Origin of the sequence: uncultured Chitinibacter sp. (genome assembly GCF_945957625.1) — a bacterium.
GTDB lineage: Bacteria > Pseudomonadota > Gammaproteobacteria > Burkholderiales > Chitinibacteraceae > Chitinibacter > Chitinibacter tainanensis.
This window is the reverse complement of the sequence record NZ_CAMFLP010000001.1, coordinates 799,678-817,643: the sequence shown is the minus strand read 5'-3', so window position 1 is coordinate 817,643 and position 17,966 is coordinate 799,678. Positions and strand designations below refer to the sequence as shown.

Annotated in this window: 16 protein-coding genes; 11 read left to right on the top strand and 5 right to left on the bottom strand. The window is 56.6% G+C overall.

All coding sequences use genetic code 11. From position 1 onward, the window contains the following. Window positions 1–358: 358 nt before the first annotated feature. The 7 genes from tmk (at window position 359) to QV747_RS03750 (ending at window position 5,343) form a co-directional block, all read left to right on the top strand. Window positions 359–994, top strand: coding sequence for a dTMP kinase (tmk, locus tag QV747_RS03780; RefSeq protein WP_273429207.1), 636 nt, complete (start codon window positions 359–361; stop codon window positions 992–994). A gap of 2 nt (window positions 995–996) precedes the next feature. Further along, on the top strand, window positions 997–2,022 hold the full coding sequence (holB, locus tag QV747_RS03775) for a DNA polymerase III subunit delta' (RefSeq protein ID WP_273429206.1): 1,026 nt from the start codon (window positions 997–999) through the stop codon (window positions 2,020–2,022). Window positions 2,023–2,027: 5 nt separating this feature from the next. Continuing rightward, the gene (locus tag QV747_RS03770; protein WP_034619201.1) at window positions 2,028–2,396 is read left to right on the top strand and encodes a PilZ domain-containing protein; all 369 of its coding nucleotides are present in this window, start codon (window positions 2,028–2,030) and stop codon (window positions 2,394–2,396) included. A 74-nt stretch (window positions 2,397–2,470) separates the two neighbouring features. Then, the gene (locus QV747_RS03765; protein WP_273429205.1) at window positions 2,471–3,244 is read left to right on the top strand and encodes a TatD family hydrolase; all 774 of its coding nucleotides are present in this window, start codon (window positions 2,471–2,473) and stop codon (window positions 3,242–3,244) included. After that, window positions 3,241–4,050 (top strand): MBL fold metallo-hydrolase, encoded by an 810-nt coding sequence (locus tag QV747_RS03760; RefSeq protein ID WP_273429204.1) that lies wholly within the window; start codon window positions 3,241–3,243, stop codon window positions 4,048–4,050. The genes QV747_RS03765 and QV747_RS03760 overlap by 4 nt, the downstream gene beginning before the upstream one ends. Continuing rightward, window positions 4,037–4,417 (top strand): DUF2237 family protein, encoded by a 381-nt coding sequence (locus QV747_RS03755; RefSeq protein WP_273429202.1) that lies wholly within the window; start codon window positions 4,037–4,039, stop codon window positions 4,415–4,417. Before QV747_RS03760 ends, QV747_RS03755 begins: the two co-directional genes overlap by 14 nt. 194 nt (window positions 4,418–4,611) lie before the next feature. Beyond that, window positions 4,612–5,343 carry an ABC transporter substrate-binding protein gene (locus QV747_RS03750; RefSeq protein ID WP_028449513.1) on the top strand — a complete coding sequence of 244 codons (732 nt, stop codon included), beginning with the start codon at window positions 4,612–4,614 and terminating at the stop codon, window positions 5,341–5,343. 111 nt (window positions 5,344–5,454) lie between these two features. On the opposite strand, the gene QV747_RS03745 is transcribed toward QV747_RS03750, so the two are convergent. Beyond that, window positions 5,455–6,207, bottom strand: a complete 753-nt coding sequence (locus QV747_RS03745) for a M48 family metallopeptidase (protein WP_273429200.1) — start codon at window positions 6,205–6,207, stop codon at window positions 5,455–5,457. 486 nt (window positions 6,208–6,693) lie between these two features. Here QV747_RS03745 and QV747_RS03740 point away from each other — a divergent pair, with 486 nt between their 5' ends. Beyond that, window positions 6,694–8,013: a hemolysin family protein gene (locus QV747_RS03740; protein WP_047392024.1), complete on the top strand. Its 1,320-nt coding sequence runs from the start codon at window positions 6,694–6,696 to the stop codon at window positions 8,011–8,013. 128 nt (window positions 8,014–8,141) lie between these two features. On the opposite strand, the gene rquA is transcribed toward QV747_RS03740, so the two are convergent. Continuing rightward, complete coding sequence (gene rquA, locus QV747_RS03735) at window positions 8,142–8,846, bottom strand: rhodoquinone biosynthesis methyltransferase RquA (RefSeq protein WP_028449510.1); 705 nt, start codon at window positions 8,844–8,846, stop codon at window positions 8,142–8,144. A 191-nt stretch (window positions 8,847–9,037) separates the two neighbouring features. Between rquA and QV747_RS03730 the strand changes: the two genes are divergently transcribed. Then, entirely contained in the window at window positions 9,038–10,501 is a 1,464-nt protein-coding gene (locus tag QV747_RS03730; RefSeq protein ID WP_273429196.1) for an aminoacyl-histidine dipeptidase, read from the top strand. A gap of 61 nt (window positions 10,502–10,562) precedes the next feature. Further along, the gene (locus tag QV747_RS03725; RefSeq protein ID WP_273429195.1) at window positions 10,563–11,009 is read left to right on the top strand and encodes a hypothetical protein; all 447 of its coding nucleotides are present in this window, start codon (window positions 10,563–10,565) and stop codon (window positions 11,007–11,009) included. On the opposite strand, the gene QV747_RS03720 is transcribed toward QV747_RS03725, so the two are convergent. Further along, window positions 11,006–13,177 carry a bifunctional diguanylate cyclase/phosphodiesterase gene (locus QV747_RS03720; RefSeq protein WP_273429193.1) on the bottom strand — a complete coding sequence of 724 codons (2,172 nt, stop codon included), beginning with the start codon at window positions 13,175–13,177 and terminating at the stop codon, window positions 11,006–11,008. The two genes, QV747_RS03725 and QV747_RS03720, sit on opposite strands and share 4 nt — an antisense overlap. Window positions 13,178–13,319: 142 nt before the next feature. Here QV747_RS03720 and QV747_RS03715 point away from each other — a divergent pair, with 142 nt between their 5' ends. Continuing rightward, window positions 13,320–15,851 carry a bifunctional diguanylate cyclase/phosphodiesterase gene (locus QV747_RS03715; RefSeq protein WP_273429191.1) on the top strand — a complete coding sequence of 844 codons (2,532 nt, stop codon included), beginning with the start codon at window positions 13,320–13,322 and terminating at the stop codon, window positions 15,849–15,851. Between the two features lie 21 nt (window positions 15,852–15,872). Here QV747_RS03715 and QV747_RS03710 read toward each other — a convergent pair whose 3' ends face one another. Then, window positions 15,873–16,751, bottom strand: coding sequence for an AEC family transporter (locus tag QV747_RS03710; protein ID WP_273429189.1), 879 nt, complete (start codon window positions 16,749–16,751; stop codon window positions 15,873–15,875). A 24-nt stretch (window positions 16,752–16,775) separates the two neighbouring features. Next, entirely contained in the window at window positions 16,776–17,945 is a 1,170-nt protein-coding gene (locus QV747_RS03705; protein ID WP_273429187.1) for an FAD-dependent monooxygenase, read from the bottom strand. Window positions 17,946–17,966 lie beyond the last annotated feature (21 nt).

Here is a 17,966-nt window from a genome sequence, read left to right as displayed (position 1 = left end):
CTGGGCTTTTTGCTTTGCGCGGCGGAAGTGGAAAAGCGCTGAACAGCAGCAAAGCGAAGCCCTCAGTCCCACATAAAACCCACGACAGACAGCAGCACCGCGAACCGGCCGTGCTCAAGCCAGCGGTGCAAACCTAACCCCAAAAACAAAGCCCAGCTACGCTGGGCTTTGTTTGTTGAGGAGATCGCTAAGTGCTTGCTGACCTCTTTATTGGGTACTTTGTTGGAGGCTTTGATTTTACTTGGCTACATTTGCATACCCCACTTGGGTATATGCAAGAGGTTGCTCGAGTTTATTTCATTTCCGCCTGTGTTGGCTTATGCGACAATATTGGCATTAATCAGTAATGGATGATCCCATGACGCGTGGGCGTTTTATATCGGTAGAAGGGCTGGATGGTGCAGGTAAAAGCACGCATTTGCAGTGGCTGGTCGAGCATGTGCGCCAGCAGCAGTTAAGTGTCGTGCAGACGCGTGAACCAGGTGGCACGCCATTAGGGGAGCAATTGCGCACTTTGCTGCTCAACGAGGCGATGCATCTCGAGACCGAAGCCCTGTTGATGTTTGCTGCGCGCAATGAACACATCCAACAAGTGATTTTGCCCGCCTTACAGCGGGGCGAGTGGGTGCTGTGTGATCGCTTTACCGATGCCACTTACGCCTATCAATGTGGTGGACGGGGGCTTGATCTGGCTAAATTTAGCCAGCTGGAACACTGGGTGCAAGGCCGGCCAGAGGGCTTGCTGGAGCCGGATCTGACCCTGATTTTCGATGTGCCGCTAGAGGTCTCGAAAGCACGGATGGCCAATGGCCGGGTGTTGGATCGTTTTGAGCGCGAACAGGCAGATTTCCATGCCCGAGTGCGCGCTGCCTATTTACAGCGGGCTAAGTCTGCGCCGCAGCGCATTAAAGTGATTGATGCCAATCGCTCAATCGAGGCGATTCAGCACGAGTTGGCCACTATTTTGGGTCCATGGTTACAGGAACAGGCCTGAGTATGAGCGCATTGCCGTATCCGTGGCTGGCTGGGCCCTGGCAAGAGTTAAGCCGTGAATTAGACCGCCTACCGCATGCGCTCTTGCTCACCGGCGAGGCCGGTATTGGTAAGCGGGCACTGGCGCAGCACTTAGCGCAATTGCTGTTGTGCGAAGCCAGTGAAAAAGCGACCGAACCATGTGGCGAGTGCGATGGCTGCCGCTGGTTTCTGGCGGGTAATCATCCTGATTTTCGCTTATTGCAGCCCGCCAGCGAAGCCGATGAAAGCGAAGAGTCGAACGACGCCAAAAAAACGAAAAAGCCCTCTTCGCAAATCAGTGTGGATGATGTGCGTGAACTGGCTGACTTTGTGAATCTAAGTGCTCATCGCCAAGGGCGACGGGTGACAATCGTCGCCCCAGCAGAAGCTATGAACTTGGCTGCGGCGAATGCCTTTCTGAAAACACTGGAAGAACCACCGGCGGGCGCAATCTTTATCTTGATCGCGGATCACTGGCGGCGGCTATTGCCCACGATCCGTAGTCGTTGCCGGGTGTTTCCACTGGCGATGCCTAATCATCAGGCCGCCGTGCAATGGCTGGCAAGCCAAGGCATTGTGAATCCAGAGTTACATCTGGCGCATAGCGGTGGTGCCCCATTGGCCGCACTGGAAGATGCGGGCGCGGCTTGGCACCCGATCCGACAGCAATTGCTGGAAAAACTCGCGGAGCCCGCCGCGCTGAATGTACTGGCCTTGGCCGCAGAGCTGGAAAAAGCCAAGCTTGAAACTGGTATTCTGGTCGAATGGTTACAAAAATGGGTATATGACGCGATCAGCTTGGGCATGAGTGGGCAGATTCGTTATTATCCAGATTGGCAAGATGCCCTGGCCCGTGTGGCCGTGCGCGCTGGCCAATTGCTGCCATATCAGCAACAATTAAATGAAGCCCAGAAATTGGCGCATCATCCGCTCAATCAGCGCTTGGTGCTGGAAGGTTTACTGTTTGCATATCTGGATGCATTACGCGGCCAGACGCAGCGAGGTTGAATTAAATGAGTCAGGATGCCATTCGTACCCCCACCACGCGTCCCGGGGTGCTGTCACTGAATATCAAAGAAAAAGCCGCATTGTATGCGTCGTATATGCCATTTATTGCCGGCGGCGGTATTTTTATCCCGACCAATAAAGGCTACAACCTTGGCGACGAAGTCTTTATGCTGCTTTCATTGCTGGATGACCCGGCTAAAATCGCTGTCTCGGGCAATGTAGTTTGGATTACCCCTCCTGGGGCGCAGAATAATCACCAACAGGGGATTGGGGTGCAGTTTTCCTCGAATGAAGCCGGTAATCAGGCCAAGGTCAAAATCGAGAACCTCTTGGGCGGTTATCTACAGTCCGGCCGGACTACCCATACCATGTAATCCCGACTAGAAAACTATGGTATTGTTAGCAGCCGCATCGTTGATGCGGCTTTTTGTTGCTTGAGTATCCCGCTATGCAGTTTGTTGATTCCCATTGTCATATTAATTTTCCAGAGCTGGCGGCTGATCTGCCGGCTTTGCTGCAGCAAATGCAAGCCAATCAGGTTAGCCATGCGCTCTGCGTGGCGGTGAATTTACCTGAGCTACCGAGTGTATTGGCGCTAGCCGAGAGCCAACCCAATTTGTTTGCCTCGGTTGGGGTGCATCCCGATTATGAAGACACCCCTGAGCCTAGCGTTGCCCAATTGGTTGAGCTAGCGCAGCACCCGAAAGTGATTGCGATTGGTGAAACCGGCCTCGATTATTTCCGCCTGAGCGGTGATCTGGAATGGCAGCGCGAACGCTTTCGCACTCATATCCGCGCGGCCAAGGTGGCCAAGTTGCCGTTGATTATTCATACCCGTGCTGCCAGTGAAGACACAATCCGCATTTTGCGTGAAGAAGGCGCCGATGAGGTTGGCGGCGTGATGCACTGCTTTACCGAAAGCTGGGAAGTCGCGCAGGCGGCGATGGAGCTGGGCTTTTACATCTCGCTCTCTGGGATCGTTACCTTTAAAAAAGCGCTGGAGCTCAAAGAGCTGGCCCGGCTCATGCCGCTGGAGCGCTTACTAATCGAAACCGATTCGCCGTATCTCGCCCCGATGCCGCATCGCGGCAAAATGAATCAACCCGCATGGGTGCGCCATGTGGCCGAGCATATTGCCGATCTGAAAGAAGTCCCGCTGGCGGCGGTGGCTGAGGCCACGACGCGTAATTTCTTTCAGCTGTTTAGCCGCGCCCAGCCATGAGTACGCGCTGGGCAGGGCCGGTAGACGTCTTGCTGCTGGGCGTGGGTTCCAGCGGTGGTTCGCCGGCGCTCGGCTGCGCCTGCCCAACGTGCACATCCGGTGATCCACGCAATGTCCGCACCCGTGCCTCGGCCCTGCTGCGCGCCGGTGGGCAGACATTTCTAATCGATACCGGCCCGGATTTGCGCCAGCAAGTGCTGCGCGAACAGATTTTGCATGTAGATGCCGTGCTTTATACCCATCCGCACGCCGATCACTTAAATGGCATTGATGATTTGCGCGCCTTTTGCTGGTTGCAAAAAGCGGCCTTGCCGGTCTATGCCAACCGCCTGATGGCCACCCATTTGCGCGAGCGTTTTCCCTATACCTTGCTGCAGCCCAATGATTTTTGGGATAAGCCGGTACTCACCCTGCACGAAATCGAGTCGGAGCCGTTGCAACATGGTGGCGTCTGGCTAGAGCCGATCCCCCTCTTGCACGGCAAATGGCCCATTTTAGGCTGGCGGCTGGGTGGCGTGGCCTATCTCACTGATGTTTCGGCGATCAGCGCAGAGAGCCTGCAACGCCTGCAGGGCTTGGAGCTCTTATTGCTGGATTGCCTGCGCGATAAGCCGCATCCCACGCATTTATCGGTGGAAGAGGCCATCGCGCTGGCTACGCGAATTGGGGCCAAGCACACCGTGATGATCCATATGACGCATGAGCTGGAATATCACGCCCTGAGTGCACGCTTGCCAGCGGGGATGTCGGTTGGCTACGACGGCCTGAAATTGCAGATCAATGGAGCGAGCGATGAACCAACCTGAGCAAAGCTTAAATGTTCTCGGCCAGCCTTTGCTGCCATGTAGTTTCAGCCCCTTAACGGGGTACTTTCGCGATGGTTGTTGTCGCGGCAGCGCGCACGACGGCGGTCAGCATATCGTTTGCGCCCAGATGAGTGCCGAGTTTCTCGCTTTTTCTGCGCGCATGGGCAACGATCTGCTCACCCCGCGACCTGAATGGGGTTTTCCCGGTCTGCAAGCGGGTGATCGTTGGTGTTTATGCGCGCGGCGTTGGGTCGAGGCGCTGCAACAAGGCGTAGCGCCCCCGATTTATCTGGCCGCCACCGATGAAGCGATCCTCGAGCTCGTGTCACTGGAAACCCTCGTGGAATACGCGCTGGATCGCCCCTGATTTTCTAGGGTATCTTTCTGTAGGGCAAAATTGATGAGGCTTGGCGAGCAATACGTCGTGGCGTATAGTCATTTTGTCTGCCTAGTTTGCACCGCAATGCTTGATCTGCGCCACCGTTAGTCATTTGCGGTGCGCAGAGGATCGCTTGCCTGCCTAAGCTGGGATATATTCCTGCGCCTTGTAAGGAGTCGGCCATGCGTAGGCTGCTATTTGCCATTGGTTCGCTGTGCTTAAGTAGCCAGTTGTGGGCGGCTGAAGTGACGATCTTCGCTTCCGATAATTACCGGCCCCTGAGCTGGATGGAAAACGGCAAGCCCAAAGGGCTGGTTCTAGATGCATTTGAGTTTGTGCAAAAAGAAACCGGCATCCAGATCCGCTATGAAATGCAGCCATGGAATCGCGTGTATAAACTGGCCGAGCAGGGGCAGGGTGGGATTATCGGGCTGACCTACAATCAGGAACGGGCTGCGATTTTTGATTATTCACCGGTGGTGTTTGATAGCCGGGTTGATATTGTGGTGCTCAAGCAAAAGCCCCTCAGCTACAGCCAGCTTAGCGATTTAAGTGGTAAACGGGTCGGTGCCTTGATTGGCGTGAGCTTTGGGACGGAAGTTGACCAGGCCATCAAACAAGGCCAGATCAGCACCATCCGCGATCAGTCGCATGCGGCTCGGTTGCGCAATCTGCTGGCTGGGCGGATCGATGCGGCATTTTATGCCAATGCCCAAACCGAATTGCCGCGGGTCATGGCCGATGACCCCGAGCTGAGCCGCGCACCCAGCCCATTCATGATCTTGCCAACGCCGCTGATTAAAGACCCGGTGCATGTCGGTTTTCGCAAGGGCAGTATCGATGAGGCCACGCGGCAAAAACTGTATCAGGCCTTTGAAAAGTGGGCCAAGCAGCGGGATAAGAGTAGCAATTAGTTAAATAGAAGCCAGCTGACTTAGTCGCGGCTTTGCAGCGCAGCAGCAATAAAAAACGGACGGTAAACCGTCCGTTTTTTATTGGGCCATGGCGTTAGCGCCCAGCCTAGCTTATTTATTATTGGCGATGCGGGTCTGGATATTTTTGACCCGATCAGCCGAAGCAGGGTGCGAATCCAGCATGCTGTGATCGCCACCGCCCAGATCGGCCAGTTTTTGGAAGGCGCTGGCCAAAGCCTCGCGCTTGAGTTTCTTCTGGGTCAGCAAATCAAACGAGAAGTTATCGGCATCCAGCTCTTGCGATTGTGAGAATTGCGCATTGATCAGTGCTTCAGTGAATTTGCCCAAAGTTGAGCCGCTCAGCGCCGCGCCGGTGGTGCCGCCGTATTCGCCCACTGCTGATTTGGCCGCCGAAACGGTGTAGGCCGTTTGCATGGCTTTGCGGCTATGGCCCAGAGCCACGTGGCCCATTTCATGGCCCAGTACGCCGATGATCTCGTCATCGGTCATCAAATCCATCAGGCCGCTATACACGCGGATGCAGCCATTGGCCATCGCCCAAGCGTTGACATCGGGGGTGATGTACACCTTGTAGTTCACCGGCTGGCCGTTGATTTCATTGCCGAGTTTTTTGGCAATATTGTCCAGACGTTTGCTGTATTTGTCTTTCGGGCCGGCGATTTTCTCTTCGGTATCACTTTGCATGCAGGCTTGATCGGCCAGTGATTTCACATCGGCATCGCTCAATGTTGCCGCTTGCAGGGCTTGTGTGCCCACTTTCAGGGCTTTGTTCAGATCAAAAGCGTGGGCTGGGGACAAGGCCAAGCCCAGCAGACCCGCGAGCAATACAGTGCGCAGTTTCATGATTACAACTCTGTTTGGTAGAAAGCAGGCAATTTTAGGTGTGTGTCAGCAATGTGTCAAAGACCGTGGGTCGGTTGGAGGGGCCAGATCGGCCACAGTGTGAACAAGCGCGCAATTGGGCTGTTGCTAGGACTTAGATTGGGGGTATGTTCGCCAAGGTTATGTATTTAACAGCCTTGGTGCTGATACCTGGTGATGTATCTGCGGATATTCCGACTTGACGTCCCACAGCTGAGGCTAAATCTTGGGCTAATTGATAGCGCTGGGGCGCTTAACTGAGTACTAGGGCGGCGCTGTGGCTTGCTGGGTTGTGTGCCAAGCACGCAGGGGCATGCGTGTGTAACAACGTTGATCTTCAGCAGCGTTGCCACTTTGGCGCAGATGTTCAGGGGCGCAGAGCCGATTTTTGCTTGTCGCCACCGCCAGCCGTCCAATATCATGGGGATATCGCAATCAAGGAGTGCAGGGCGGCGCGATCGCCCGAGTATGGATAATTTTTTATTGACCTTGCTGGCCCTGTTTTTGGTGCTGCTGAATGGTTTTTTTGTGGCAGCCGAATTCGGCTTGGTGAAATTGCGCCAAACCAAGGTGCAAAGCATGGCCCGCCAGGGCTGGCAGGGGCAGATTCTGCTGAAAGTGCATAGCCAGCTGGATGCTTATTTATCAGCCTGTCAGCTCGGTATTACTCTCGCTTCGCTGGGCTTGGGCTGGGTGGGCGAACCGGCGTTTGCCGGCTTGGTGGCCCCCGTGTTTACCCTGTTGGGCATCGATAATCCGGTGCTGCTGCACACTACCTCGTTTGTTTTTGCCTTTACGCTGATTTCCTTTCTGCACATTGTGGTGGGCGAGCTCGCTCCGAAATCGATGGCTATCCGCCTGCCCGAGGCGGTCTCGCTGTGGACGGCGACGCCGTTGTATGTGTTTTACTGGCTGATGTATCCAGCCATCTGGCTGCTCAATCGCAGCGCCAACTGGGTGTTGCGTGTGGTTGGTTTGGGCAATGCCGGCGGGCACGATGTGCATTACTCGGCCGATGAACTCAAACTGATTATTCGCGCCAATCAAGATAGCGATGCCAACACCCCGCAAGAGTGGAATGTGATGGCGCAGTCGCTAGATTTCAGCAAGCTCAAAGTCGCCGATCTCATGCGGCCCTTTCATGAGGCCGCGGTGCTGCATGCCGACCGCACGCTGGCTGAAAACCTGCAAACGATTGCCGAGCAGCGCTTTAGCCGCTATCCCTTTGTCGATGAGGATGGGCAAGTGTTGGGGGTGATTCACCTGAAAAACCTGTTTCTGGCTGAATTGCGTGATCAGGAAGTCGTTGACCTCACCGAGTATATTCGCCCGGTCGAGCTCGTTAGCCCCGATTTGCCGCTGAGCGAGTTATTTCGCCGCTTTCGTGCTGGTGCGCCGCATTTTGCCGTGGCCGCGTATGACGATGAAACGCCGCTGGGCTTTCTCACGCTGGATAATCTTTTGGGTGCGCTGGTGGGCGAGATCCGCGATGAATTCCGTCAAAGCCGCAACGACTGGATGCAGCAAGATGATGGCTCCTTGCTGGGCAAAGGCAGTTTGCCGCTGTTTTCACTCGGCCGCGCCTTGGGGATGGATATTGATCATCCAGAAGCCGAAACCGTGGGCGGGCTGGTGCAATGGAAGCTCGGTGATATTCCGGCCGAGGGTGAGCGCATCGAGTTTGCCGGCTTTGATGTGGTGATCAAGAAAATGAATGGCCCGCGCATTGTGATGGTGAAGGTCATACCGCATACCGCTGTCGATGACGTGCTGGATGCCGATGGCTAACGCTTAAGCGCCCAGCTAGCGGCACTGGCAATCACCCCCAAACAAAAGCCACCGCAGTGCGGTGGCTTTTTAGTCTGCTGACAAACATTTAAGTGGCTGGGCAATGTTACCCCGTCTGGGTATAGCTCTTAGCGCTTTTTAGTGACGATTACGCACTGATATACCCCACCAAAGATCGTTTCTTTCTCCCAGTGGTAGCGCTCAGGCTGTTTGGCATAATGGCTAATCTCATGCTGCCACAGTGCATTGGCAAAAGGCTCCAGATAGTGGTTTACCAGCTTGAGAATATAGCGAATCGGCTGCCAGCGCGCGGGGTTGTGGTAATCAACAAACACCAGTTTGCCATCGTCGGGTAGCTGCGCCAGCATGTGCTCGACGATTTCGCGCTTTTTCTGCTCGGGCACTTCATGCAGCAGGAAAAAGCTGCAAATCACATCAAAGCGACCTTCGGGCTGATAGTCGGCCGCATCGCTGCGGATAACTTTGGCCCACGGCATGTCTTTGAGTTTGCGGCTGCCGTGTTCGATTTGAATCGGGGTGACATCGGTCAGGACGAATTCGCCATGCGGGCCCACTTTTTCCGCCGCGCGTTGCACCAGATCGCCATAGACGTGGGCCAATTGCCACACGCGCTGGCCGGGCTGCAGCTGGGCCAGATACCGGCGCATCAGGCGCTGATCGTTTAAAAACAGCAAGGTTTTCACCACCAGATTGCGATCCAGCGCCCGCACCCAGTTTGGATCGACATAGGCCCAGTCGTAGACCTCGGTCATGTAAGTCGGCACGCCTTCGTAATACGGGTTTTGCTGCAGAGGGGGCGGATTTTTAGTCATGATCGTTACTCGGCTGGCGGTGGGGAATGCCTAAATCCTAAGCGTTTCATGTGACGTTTGATTTGCTTTAGCCCAAGGTTTATGGCGAAAAACCGCATCAGTAAATCCCTGCATGGGCTTTCCTTGGCTGTAGTGTTATGCTAGGCCACCGGTTAATAACTACGTCATTTAGCTACGTTTGAGTGTCCTGCATGTCGATTGAACAGCTCAGCCCCCAGCCCGTTTGGCAACATTTCGCCCGCCTGTGTCGGTTTCCCCGCCCATCTAAACATGAAGCCGCCTTGCGTCAGCATTTGCAAGAGTGGGCCAGCGAGCAAGGGCTCGCGCATGAGCTGGATCAGGTGGGTAATCTGATTATCCGTAAGCCCGCCAGCCCCGGCTGGGAAAACCGGGTGGGTGTGGTGCTGCAAGGCCATTTGGATATGGTGGCGCAAAAGAACGAAGCCACTGCGCATGATTTTCTGCGCGATCCGATCCGCCCGCGTATTGAGGGCGATTGGGTTAAGGCCGACGGTACTACGCTGGGCGCCGACAATGGCATGGGCGTTGCGGCCGCTTTGGCGCTCTTGGAAGCGCGTGATATTGAGCATGGGCCGCTGGAAGTGCTGCTCACCATTGATGAAGAAGCGGGCATGACCGGGGCCAAGGGCCTGCAGAGCGGCCTGTTGCAAGGCCAATATCTATTCAATCTTGATACCGAAGATTGGGGCGAGATCTACATCGGCTGTGCCGGCGGTGTGGATTTGACTTTATCGCGCTCGCTCTCGTGCGCGAGTATGCCGGCCGGCTATCTGCTGTTTGATGTGGCGCTCACTGGTTTGTTGGGTGGGCACTCCGGGGTTGATATCCATCTGGAGCTGGGTAATGCCATCAAACTGTTGGCTGGCGTGCTTTCTGAGGCAATACCCCGCTTTGATTTGCGCATTGTGGAGTTGCGTGGCGGTACTTTGCGTAATGCCTTACCCCGCGAAGCTTTCGCCCGCGTGGCGCTGCCGGCCTGTGATGCCGGGCATTTTGCCAGCCTGATTGCCGCGCACCAAACTACCTTGCAAGCGGCCTATGCCGGTGTGGAGCCACATTTGCAATTGGCTGTGCAGCCTGTGACGGCCGCGCATGAATTGCATGCACTCAATACCGCGGAAACCCGTTTGGTTACCGATATGTTGCTGGCCTTGCCGCATGGCGTGCGCCGCTGGAGCCCGCATATCGAGAATGTGGTGGAAACCTCGAACAACCTCGGCGTCGTGCGCATTGATGCCCGCCGCTTTGAAGCCGTGTTGATGCTGCGCTCGCTCACCGATCCGGGCTTGGATGAACTGCAAGCCAGTATCGAAGCGCAGGCGCGGCTGGCCAGTATTCAGTGCGAAGCCGAAGGGCGCTATCCGGGTTGGGCGCCTAATCCGGAATCGCAAGCCTTGGCCTTGCTGCAAGCCGTTTACCGGCAAACGCTGGGTGAAGACGCTGCGGTGAAGGTGATACACGCCGGGCTGGAATGCGGCTTGATTGGTAAGGCCTATCCGGCGCTGGAAATGGTGTCGTTTGGCCCAACCATCCGTGGTGCGCACTCGCCGGATGAGCGCGTGGAAATTGCTTCGGTAGCGCGCTTCTGGCAATTGCTTTGCGCGGCGCTGCAGGCGGTGCCGCAAGCGGCTTGAACTTTGCGGGCTGGCCCCGATCTGTGCCATTGTCATGTAGCAATAAATACAAGGTGCGTCGATGAAACGTGGAATGCAACTCGGGCTGGCGCTGCTGCTGGCCAGTAGCCATGTGCCAGCCGCCAGCTGGGGCGATTTACGCATTGGCGCGCTCTTATTACAACGGCTGGCGCAGCAACCCAGCGCCGGGCGCTTGCTGCTAACTTTGCGCAATCAGGGGCAGTTGCCAGAGCGTTTGCTCGGGGTGAGCGCCAGCTGGGCCGGAAATATCGCTCTGCAACAGCAAGTGGGGCCGCAGGATGCACCGCACTGGCAAGTGGTGAATGAAGTGCTGGTGCCGGCACAGGGCCAGTTTTCTTCGCTCGCGCCGGATTGGCGCTTGGTGCTGCAGGATATCCCTGCCGCCGATGCGGCGGCCTTACCGATCCGTTTGCATTTTGCCCGTGCCGGCGCGATTGAGCTGCAAGCGCGGGTGCTGGCGCAGCCAGCTAAGGGGCTGTGTAGTTAGGGCGCGGGTGCAGCGCCTTGGCTGTCCACCCAGTCACACAAGGCGGCCAAGGGCATTGGTTTGGCAAAGTAATAGCCTTGGCCAATATCGCAGCCTAGAGCTTTTAAGCGCGCGGCTTGTGCGGCGGTTTCAACCCCTTCGGCCACGGTGGCCAGATTTAGCCGGCGCGCCAGCGCAATAATCATCTCGACATACAGGCTGTTGCCCGAGCTGGCCAGATCGTCAACAAAGCTCTTATCAATTTTTAGCCGGTCAAATGACAGTGTGCGCAGCTGCCCCAGCGATGAATAGCCAGTGCCAAAATCATCGATGGCTACTTCCAATCCCAGCGCGCGCAAACTGGCCAATTGCTGGCGGACGGTTTCTGGCTCGTCCATCGCGATGCTTTCGGTGATTTCCAGCTCTAAGGCGCGTGCGGGTACTTGATACTGCGCCAGGAGCTGTTGAATGCGCTCCAGCAACAACCCGCTGCGAAATTGCACCATGCTGATATTGACTGCAATGCGCACATGGCCCACGCCACACGCGGCCAACTGCTGATAGGCCTTGCAGGCTTGCTCCAGGACCCAATCACCCAGCTCGATAATGAGTCCGGCATATTCGGCCAGCGGGATAAACACCGCCGGCGGATGCACAAAGCCTTGTTCACCCGGCCAGCGCAGCAAAGCTTCCACTCCGCAAATCTGCCGGCTACCCAGATCCAGTTGTGGCTGGAACCACAATTGCAGCTGGTCGGCGGCAAAGGCCGCGCGCAGTTGCTGAATCACTTCATGCCGCCAGCGGGTTTGGGCTTCCATCTGCGGGTTAAACAGTGCGCATTGTGGTGGCGGGTTATGTTTGGCCTGATTGAGCGCCATATGGGCTTGTTCGAGCAATTGAGCGCCGGTGGTGCTTTCCTGTTCAATATTGCGCAGGCCCAGCGCAATCTGTACGGGGAGTGCATGCTGCGCAACCTGGAGCGGCGCTTTAAATAGCGCGAATAATGCCTCCTGATTAATCAGGCTTTGCGGGCCGCAAAGGGCAAATACATCGTTCGCTAGCCGAGCCAGTAGTACCGATTCGGCAGCGCAATGCTGATTTAAACGGGTGGCTACCGCGCACAGTAGGGCATTGCCGGTGCTGTAACCGAGTGCATCATTGATGTCGGCAAACCGATTCAAATCTAGCACCGCCAAGCTCTGCCCTTGCAAGCTACTGCGCGCCTCAAGCGCCGCCAAGAGGCCATGGCGATTGGGCAGGCCGGTAAGCTCGTCGTGGTAGGCCAGATAATTGAGGCGTTCGAGCTGGCGCAAATGACCGTAGCAAGCCGAGGTATTGGCCGCAAACACATTCGCCAGCTGGGCGAAGTGCACAAATTCGGTGAGTGCAGCGGCAAATTGCAGGTAAATCACGGCCTGATCAAGCCCCGCCTGCAAATGCAGCCACATTTCCCGCGAATCAAAATGATGATTCGAGCTAGGGATGGGCCGGCGCGCCAAGATGTTTTCCGCCTGAGCAGTCAGCGCCGGGCTAATGGCGCCAATGAAGGCGGTTTGGCCTGGCGCAGTGGGTAGTTGTGCCACCAGCCCTTGGCATTCACGGCCAAAAATCGCACTGGCATTAGCCAGAATAATGCGGGAAAACTCACCGAATTCGCGGCATTCCATCAGCTGCATTTCGGTGTGCACGATCATTTCCAGCCCGCGGCGATTGTTCGACAGCGTGCAGATTTGCTCATAGCTGCGTAGCGCGGCGGAAATCGAGGTGATGAGCCGGTTGCTGGTGAGCTCGGTTTTCAGGCGGTAATCGTTGATATCGTGCAGATTAAAAATCCCCGGCTCCGGGGCGTAGCCCGGCTGGCCGGTGCGCAAAATAATCCGCACTTCTTTCAGGCCCAAAATACCGCGGATTTTCGCGACTAAATCCAGCCCGGCAAAGTCGTCTTCCATCACCACATCGAGCAAGATGACGGCAAAATCATTGCGCTGGCGCAGCAGCTCAAAGGCTTGCTGCCCGCTGTAGGCGTGCGAGAGCGCAATTGGGCGACCCAAAAGCAGCAGATTTTTTAACACCAGCTGGGTGCTCAGATGCACATCTTCTTCGTCGTCGACCACCAGAATCTGCCAGGGCGGGCTGCCAGGCTGCTGATGAGGGTCTTCCGGGGCGAACTGCAGGTAGTCTTGGCTCATGGATCTTTGGTCAAAGTGCTGTAGTTCACAACGCAAAATGTTGGGCGTAATCCTCAGTATTATGGCCGAGCATGGACGAAAGACCTAAAACCGGCAAAGATGGTGTTCCGTATTTGCTTCTGTTTGCTACGCGCCGCTGTCAATGAAACGTCTTTCTGCTCTGGCCTGGCCTCTGTGCTATTTAGGCGCCGCGTTACTCGATCAAACCATGTTGGTGGCTGGGCAAAGCTATGGCCCATTGAATTTATCAGTGGGTATTGCGCTGCTGGCCATGCTGGAAAAGGGCTTTGGCGTTATACCCTGGCTGGGTGTAGCTGTTTTGGCCGCGCAATTATTGCCCGCCGCGCTGCAGCCTAATTTACTTTTGGTACTGGCAGAGCTTGCCAGTGTGGCGGCGATCACGGTAGCCTTGCGCCCGGTTTATCAGAAAAGCGTCTGGGCGGTTAGCGACGCTTTGCAGCTCTTGCTCTGTAGTGGCGGGATTGGCGCTACATTGTTTTGGCTGCTGCACACGCTATTGGCCACGAGCCTGGGCTGGCATTGGGATGCGCATTCGGCGCCCATGAGCTGGCTGGCCTTTACCTTATCCTGTTTGCTGTGCGTGACCGGTTATCGCAGCTTTATTCTGGATCGCAAGCTGCTGCGCGCCAATTGGCTAATCGAAACGACCACGGTCGTGACCATCACCGCCTCGGGCGCGATGCTGATGCTGGGCAATTTTGATGTAGCCAGTTTGCAATTCACCTATCTGTGCTTCCCGTTGATGGTGTGGGCTGCGCTGCGCTTGGGGCAGATCAGCAATAGCCTCTTGATCACGGTGATTTTGCTAATTTTGGCCAGTGCGCCGGTGCGGGCAGTGATGAGCGACGGGCTGGTGGTGGCGCAGCAGTTTCTGTTGTTGATCGCGCTGCAAACCGGGATCTGGCTGGCGGTAGTGCGCCGAGAAAACGCCTTGGCGATGGCCGAAGCCAAAGTGGCCAAGCAAGTCTTTCAGCATGCCTCGGAAGGCATCATGATGATCTCGGCCGATCATCGTCTGTTGGCCGTCAATCCGGCCTTTACCCGCATAACCGGTTATAGCGAAGGCGAAGCGGTGGGGCGCCCATCGCGGATTTTTGATACTCGCCCCGGCAACCCCAATTTATACCAGAGCATGCTGCTTGAGCAGCTCAGCGCCCACGGTCACTGGGAAGGCGAAATGCTGGATAAGCGCAAAAGTGGCGAGCTGTATCCGGCGTGGTTGTCGATCAGCGCGGTGCACGATCACGAAGGCCGGCTCTCGCGCTATGTCGGTGTGTTTTCCGATTACACCAGCCGCAAACAGGCCGAGCAAAGGGCGACTTTTCTGGCGACCCACGATTCGCTCACTGGTCTGTACAACCGCAATGGTTTTCATGAGGCGCTATCGCAAGCACTCACCCGCGCCAGCACCAAGCGGCGTGGCTTGGCGCTGCTGTTTATCGATCTGGATCGGTTTAAATCCATCAACGATACCCTTGGCCACGATGTGGGCGATCAGCTCCTGCGGATTGTAGCGCAGCGCCTGCGCCAGCATTTAAAGCAGGATGACATCATCGCTCGCCTGGGCGGCGATGAATTTACCGTGGTGCTGGAAAACATTCATCAGGTGAATCAAGCCGCCCAAGTGGCCGAGCGTATTTTGCAGGCCCTAGCCGAAAGCTATCATCTGCATGGGCAGGAACTCTTTGTCACCGGCTCGATTGGCATCAGCATGTATCCCAACGATGGCTCGCATGCCATGCAGCTGATGCGCAACGCCGATCTGGCCATGTACCGCGCCAAAGATCTGGGCAAAAATGCGCTGCAGTTTTATGCGCAGGAAATGAATCGCGAAAGTAGCCAGCAGTTTTCGCTGCAATCGGCGCTGCGTTTCGCGCTGGAGCGCCAGCAATTTAGTCTGGTGTTTCAGCCGCAGATGAATCTGGCCACGGGCCAGCTCAGCGGCATGGAATGTCTGCTGCGCTGGCAGCATCCGGAATTGGGCTGGATTTCGCCGGCCGAGTTTATTCCGCTGGCCGAAGAAACCGGCATGATTATCCCGATCGGGCATTGGGTTTTGCGCCAGGCCTGCCTCACCGCCGAGAGCTGGCGCCAGGCCGGCATTATGGTGCCCAAGATGGCGGTGAATCTATCGGTGCGGCAGTTTAAGCCCGGGGTGCTGGTGGATCAGGTGGCCACGGTGCTGGCTGATACTGGCTTTCCGCCATATTTGCTGGAATTAGAAGTCACCGAAAGCCTGATTATGCGTCGCCTCAATGAGGCGGTGCAGATTATGGATGCACTGAAAATGATGGGCGTGAGCCTGGCGATTGATGACTTTGGCACTGGTTATTCTTCGCTTTCGCAGCTGAAAAACCTGCCACTTGATATCCTGAAAATCGATCGCTCCTTTGTTGAAGGGATTCCCGCCGATCAGGATGACACGGCGATTGCGCAAACGATTATTGCCATGGCCAAAAAACTCGGCCTCAGTGTGGTGGCGGAAGGTGTTGAAACCGTGGCGCAAATGCAAGCCCTGCGCGAAGCCGGCTGTGATTCGATGCAGGGATATTATTATTCGCGGCCACTTACGGCCGTGCAGATGGAAAATCTGATGCGTCGTTTACAAGGTATGCATTTGCGGGCGGAAGAAGTGGAATCGGTGCAGGGCTAGAGCTATGCCCGTTTTGCACAATTAGTGTGACAGCCCCAGCCATAGCCCAAGTGGTATAAAAATCAGGCTAAGCAAAGTGCCGGCAACCACCAGCGCCGCCACCAGCTCGGGGTCTTGCTGGTATTGCTCGGCAAATAGGTAATTGAGCACCGCCGGCGGCAGCGCGCCATACAGCAATAAAATCCCGGCTTGGCCTGCGGGCAGGACCTGGCTTAAGGGCCAGGCCAGCAGTAAACCCACCACGGGGCACAACAGCCCACCCAGCAGCCCAGCGCGCCAGCGGGTGACTTTAAATTGCGCCATTCGCACCCCCAGGGCAAATAGCATCAGCGGAATCGCCACTTCGCCCAGCATCTTGATGGCTTTGGCCAGCCATTCCGGCAAGAGATAGCCACTGGCCTGTACGGCCAAGCCCGCGACTAAGGCCCAGATCATCGGGGTTTGTAGCACACTAAGTAGCGGCGCCTGGCGGTTAAAGAGTTTGATGCCGAGCGTGAAATGCAGCAGATTGAGCAGCACAAACACCGCAATCGCGGCTGGAAAATGTGCCTCGCCAAAGGCAAATAGCCACAGTGGCAGGCCGATATTGCCCGTGTTGGTAAACATCTGCGGGGCACTAAAGGCCGCGCGGGCGTAGCCCAGCTGGCGCGCCACCAGCCATGCCACCGCGCCCGAACCTAATGTCACCACTAAAACTGCCAGCAGTAGCGGGCCATAATCGGTAAAAGATGCGTGTTTTTGCGTCATGGCGCTAAACACCAAGAGCGGCGAGAGCAGCTCGACATTCAGCCGATTGGTGGCGCTCATATCAATCGGCCGCCAGCGGGCATAGCCCCAGCCAAACAGTGCAATCAACAGTACCGGCGCAATAATCGGGAACAGCAGGGCAAGGGTTGTCACAAGGCGGGCTTCACTGGGCAGGGTTTAGCGCGCACCATACACCATTCGTTTGGCAAAACCTTTACGCAGCCAGCCCAGTTGATCAATTGCCAGCAAACCGAGCGAGCGGGCGTGCTTGAGCGGTGGGCTGGCGGTATCAAACAGGCTAATCAGGCTGTCGGTAAAATGCGTCACCAGGCCAGCATCACGCTGGCGTAGCTGGCGATAGCGCTGCAGTAGCTCTGGCTCGCCCAGCTCGGATTTGGGCGTGTTGGCCAGTAACTGAGCCAGAGTGCTCGCGTCACGCAGACCCAGATTCAGGCCTTGTCCCGCCACCGGATGCAGCGTTTGCGCCGCATTGCCGATCAAAACTACTCGCTGGCCAACGACCGAGTTGAGGGTTTTCAGCGCCAGCGGCCAGCTGGCTCGCTCATGCACCGCGCTAAAGCCGCTAATCCGGTCGCTAAAGCGCTCGCTAACGGCCGCCAGAAAATCCGCATCCGATATGGCCAGGCGCGCCGCCGCAGCGGTAGGGCTTTGCGTCCAGACTAAGGTGTAATCGATACCGTTGGGGAGTAATGCCAGCGGGCCATCATCAGCAAAGCGCTCGTAGGCTATACCCCCATGAGGATGCTTGGGCGTGAGCCGGGCCAGCACCGCATGTTGCTGATAGGATTTCACCGTTTGCTGCACATCATGCAACTGGCTGAGCAATTGCCCACCATCGGCCAGCACCAGCAGCCGGCATGTTAGTGCATGTGCGCCGCTGGGGGTGTCGATCTCGACTTGCGCATAGCGCGCCAGCTGGCGAATGCGGGTTACCTTGGCTCCGGTGAGGATAGGCGCCGACTCGCGCTGCAAGGTATCGAGCGCATGTTGGGCTAGCGCTTGATAGGGGACGGTCATTCCGAGCTGAGCGAGGCCCAGTTCCTCCGCGGCCAGCACCGTGCGCCCCAGTGTGCCCGCTTGCGAGACATGCACATGGGTAATGGGCGTAGCGGGCAGGCCGGGCGACCACAGCCCCGCCGCTTGCAGCGCGGTGATGCTGGCCTGCGCAATGGCTAGCGCCCGAGGATCGGGGCCGACGCTGGCACGCGCTTCGCACAGCCAGACATCATGGCCGCTTTGCCGCAGTAATTGCAGCAGTAGGGCGCCCACCGGGCCACCACCAACAATCAAGATTTCGACATGGGCAGGCAAAGTGCGATTTTGCATCGATTCAACCGTGCGGCGCGG

Excerpts from the sequence above, each read along its gene's own strand:
- QV747_RS03730 (WP_273429196.1), top strand. The coding sequence starts at position 9,038 with ATGTCGATTGAACAGCTCAGCCCCCAGCCCGTTTGGCAACATTTCGCC.
- QV747_RS03725 (WP_273429195.1), top strand. The coding sequence starts at position 10,563 with ATGAAACGTGGAATGCAACTCGGGCTGGCGCTGCTGCTGGCCAGTAGC.
- tmk (WP_273429207.1), top strand. The coding sequence starts at position 359 with ATGACGCGTGGGCGTTTTATATCGGTAGAAGGGCTGGATGGTGCAGGT.
- QV747_RS03745 (WP_273429200.1), bottom strand. The coding sequence starts at position 6,207 with ATGAAACTGCGCACTGTATTGCTCGCGGGTCTGCTGGGCTTGGCCTTG.
- QV747_RS03740 (WP_047392024.1), top strand. The coding sequence starts at position 6,694 with ATGGATAATTTTTTATTGACCTTGCTGGCCCTGTTTTTGGTGCTGCTG.
- QV747_RS03705 (WP_273429187.1), bottom strand. The coding sequence starts at position 17,945 with ATGCAAAATCGCACTTTGCCTGCCCATGTCGAAATCTTGATTGTTGGT.
- rquA (WP_028449510.1), bottom strand. The coding sequence starts at position 8,846 with ATGACTAAAAATCCGCCCCCTCTGCAGCAAAACCCGTATTACGAAGGC.
- holB (WP_273429206.1), top strand. The coding sequence starts at position 997 with ATGAGCGCATTGCCGTATCCGTGGCTGGCTGGGCCCTGGCAAGAGTTA.
- QV747_RS03720 (WP_273429193.1), bottom strand. The coding sequence starts at position 13,177 with ATGAGCCAAGACTACCTGCAGTTCGCCCCGGAAGACCCTCATCAGCAG.
- QV747_RS03765 (WP_273429205.1), top strand. The coding sequence starts at position 2,471 with ATGCAGTTTGTTGATTCCCATTGTCATATTAATTTTCCAGAGCTGGCG.
- QV747_RS03770 (WP_034619201.1), top strand. The coding sequence starts at position 2,028 with ATGAGTCAGGATGCCATTCGTACCCCCACCACGCGTCCCGGGGTGCTG.
- QV747_RS03760 (WP_273429204.1), top strand. The coding sequence starts at position 3,241 with ATGAGTACGCGCTGGGCAGGGCCGGTAGACGTCTTGCTGCTGGGCGTG.
- QV747_RS03715 (WP_273429191.1), top strand. The coding sequence starts at position 13,320 with ATGAAACGTCTTTCTGCTCTGGCCTGGCCTCTGTGCTATTTAGGCGCC.
- QV747_RS03750 (WP_028449513.1), top strand. The coding sequence starts at position 4,612 with ATGCGTAGGCTGCTATTTGCCATTGGTTCGCTGTGCTTAAGTAGCCAG.
- QV747_RS03755 (WP_273429202.1), top strand. The coding sequence starts at position 4,037 with ATGAACCAACCTGAGCAAAGCTTAAATGTTCTCGGCCAGCCTTTGCTG.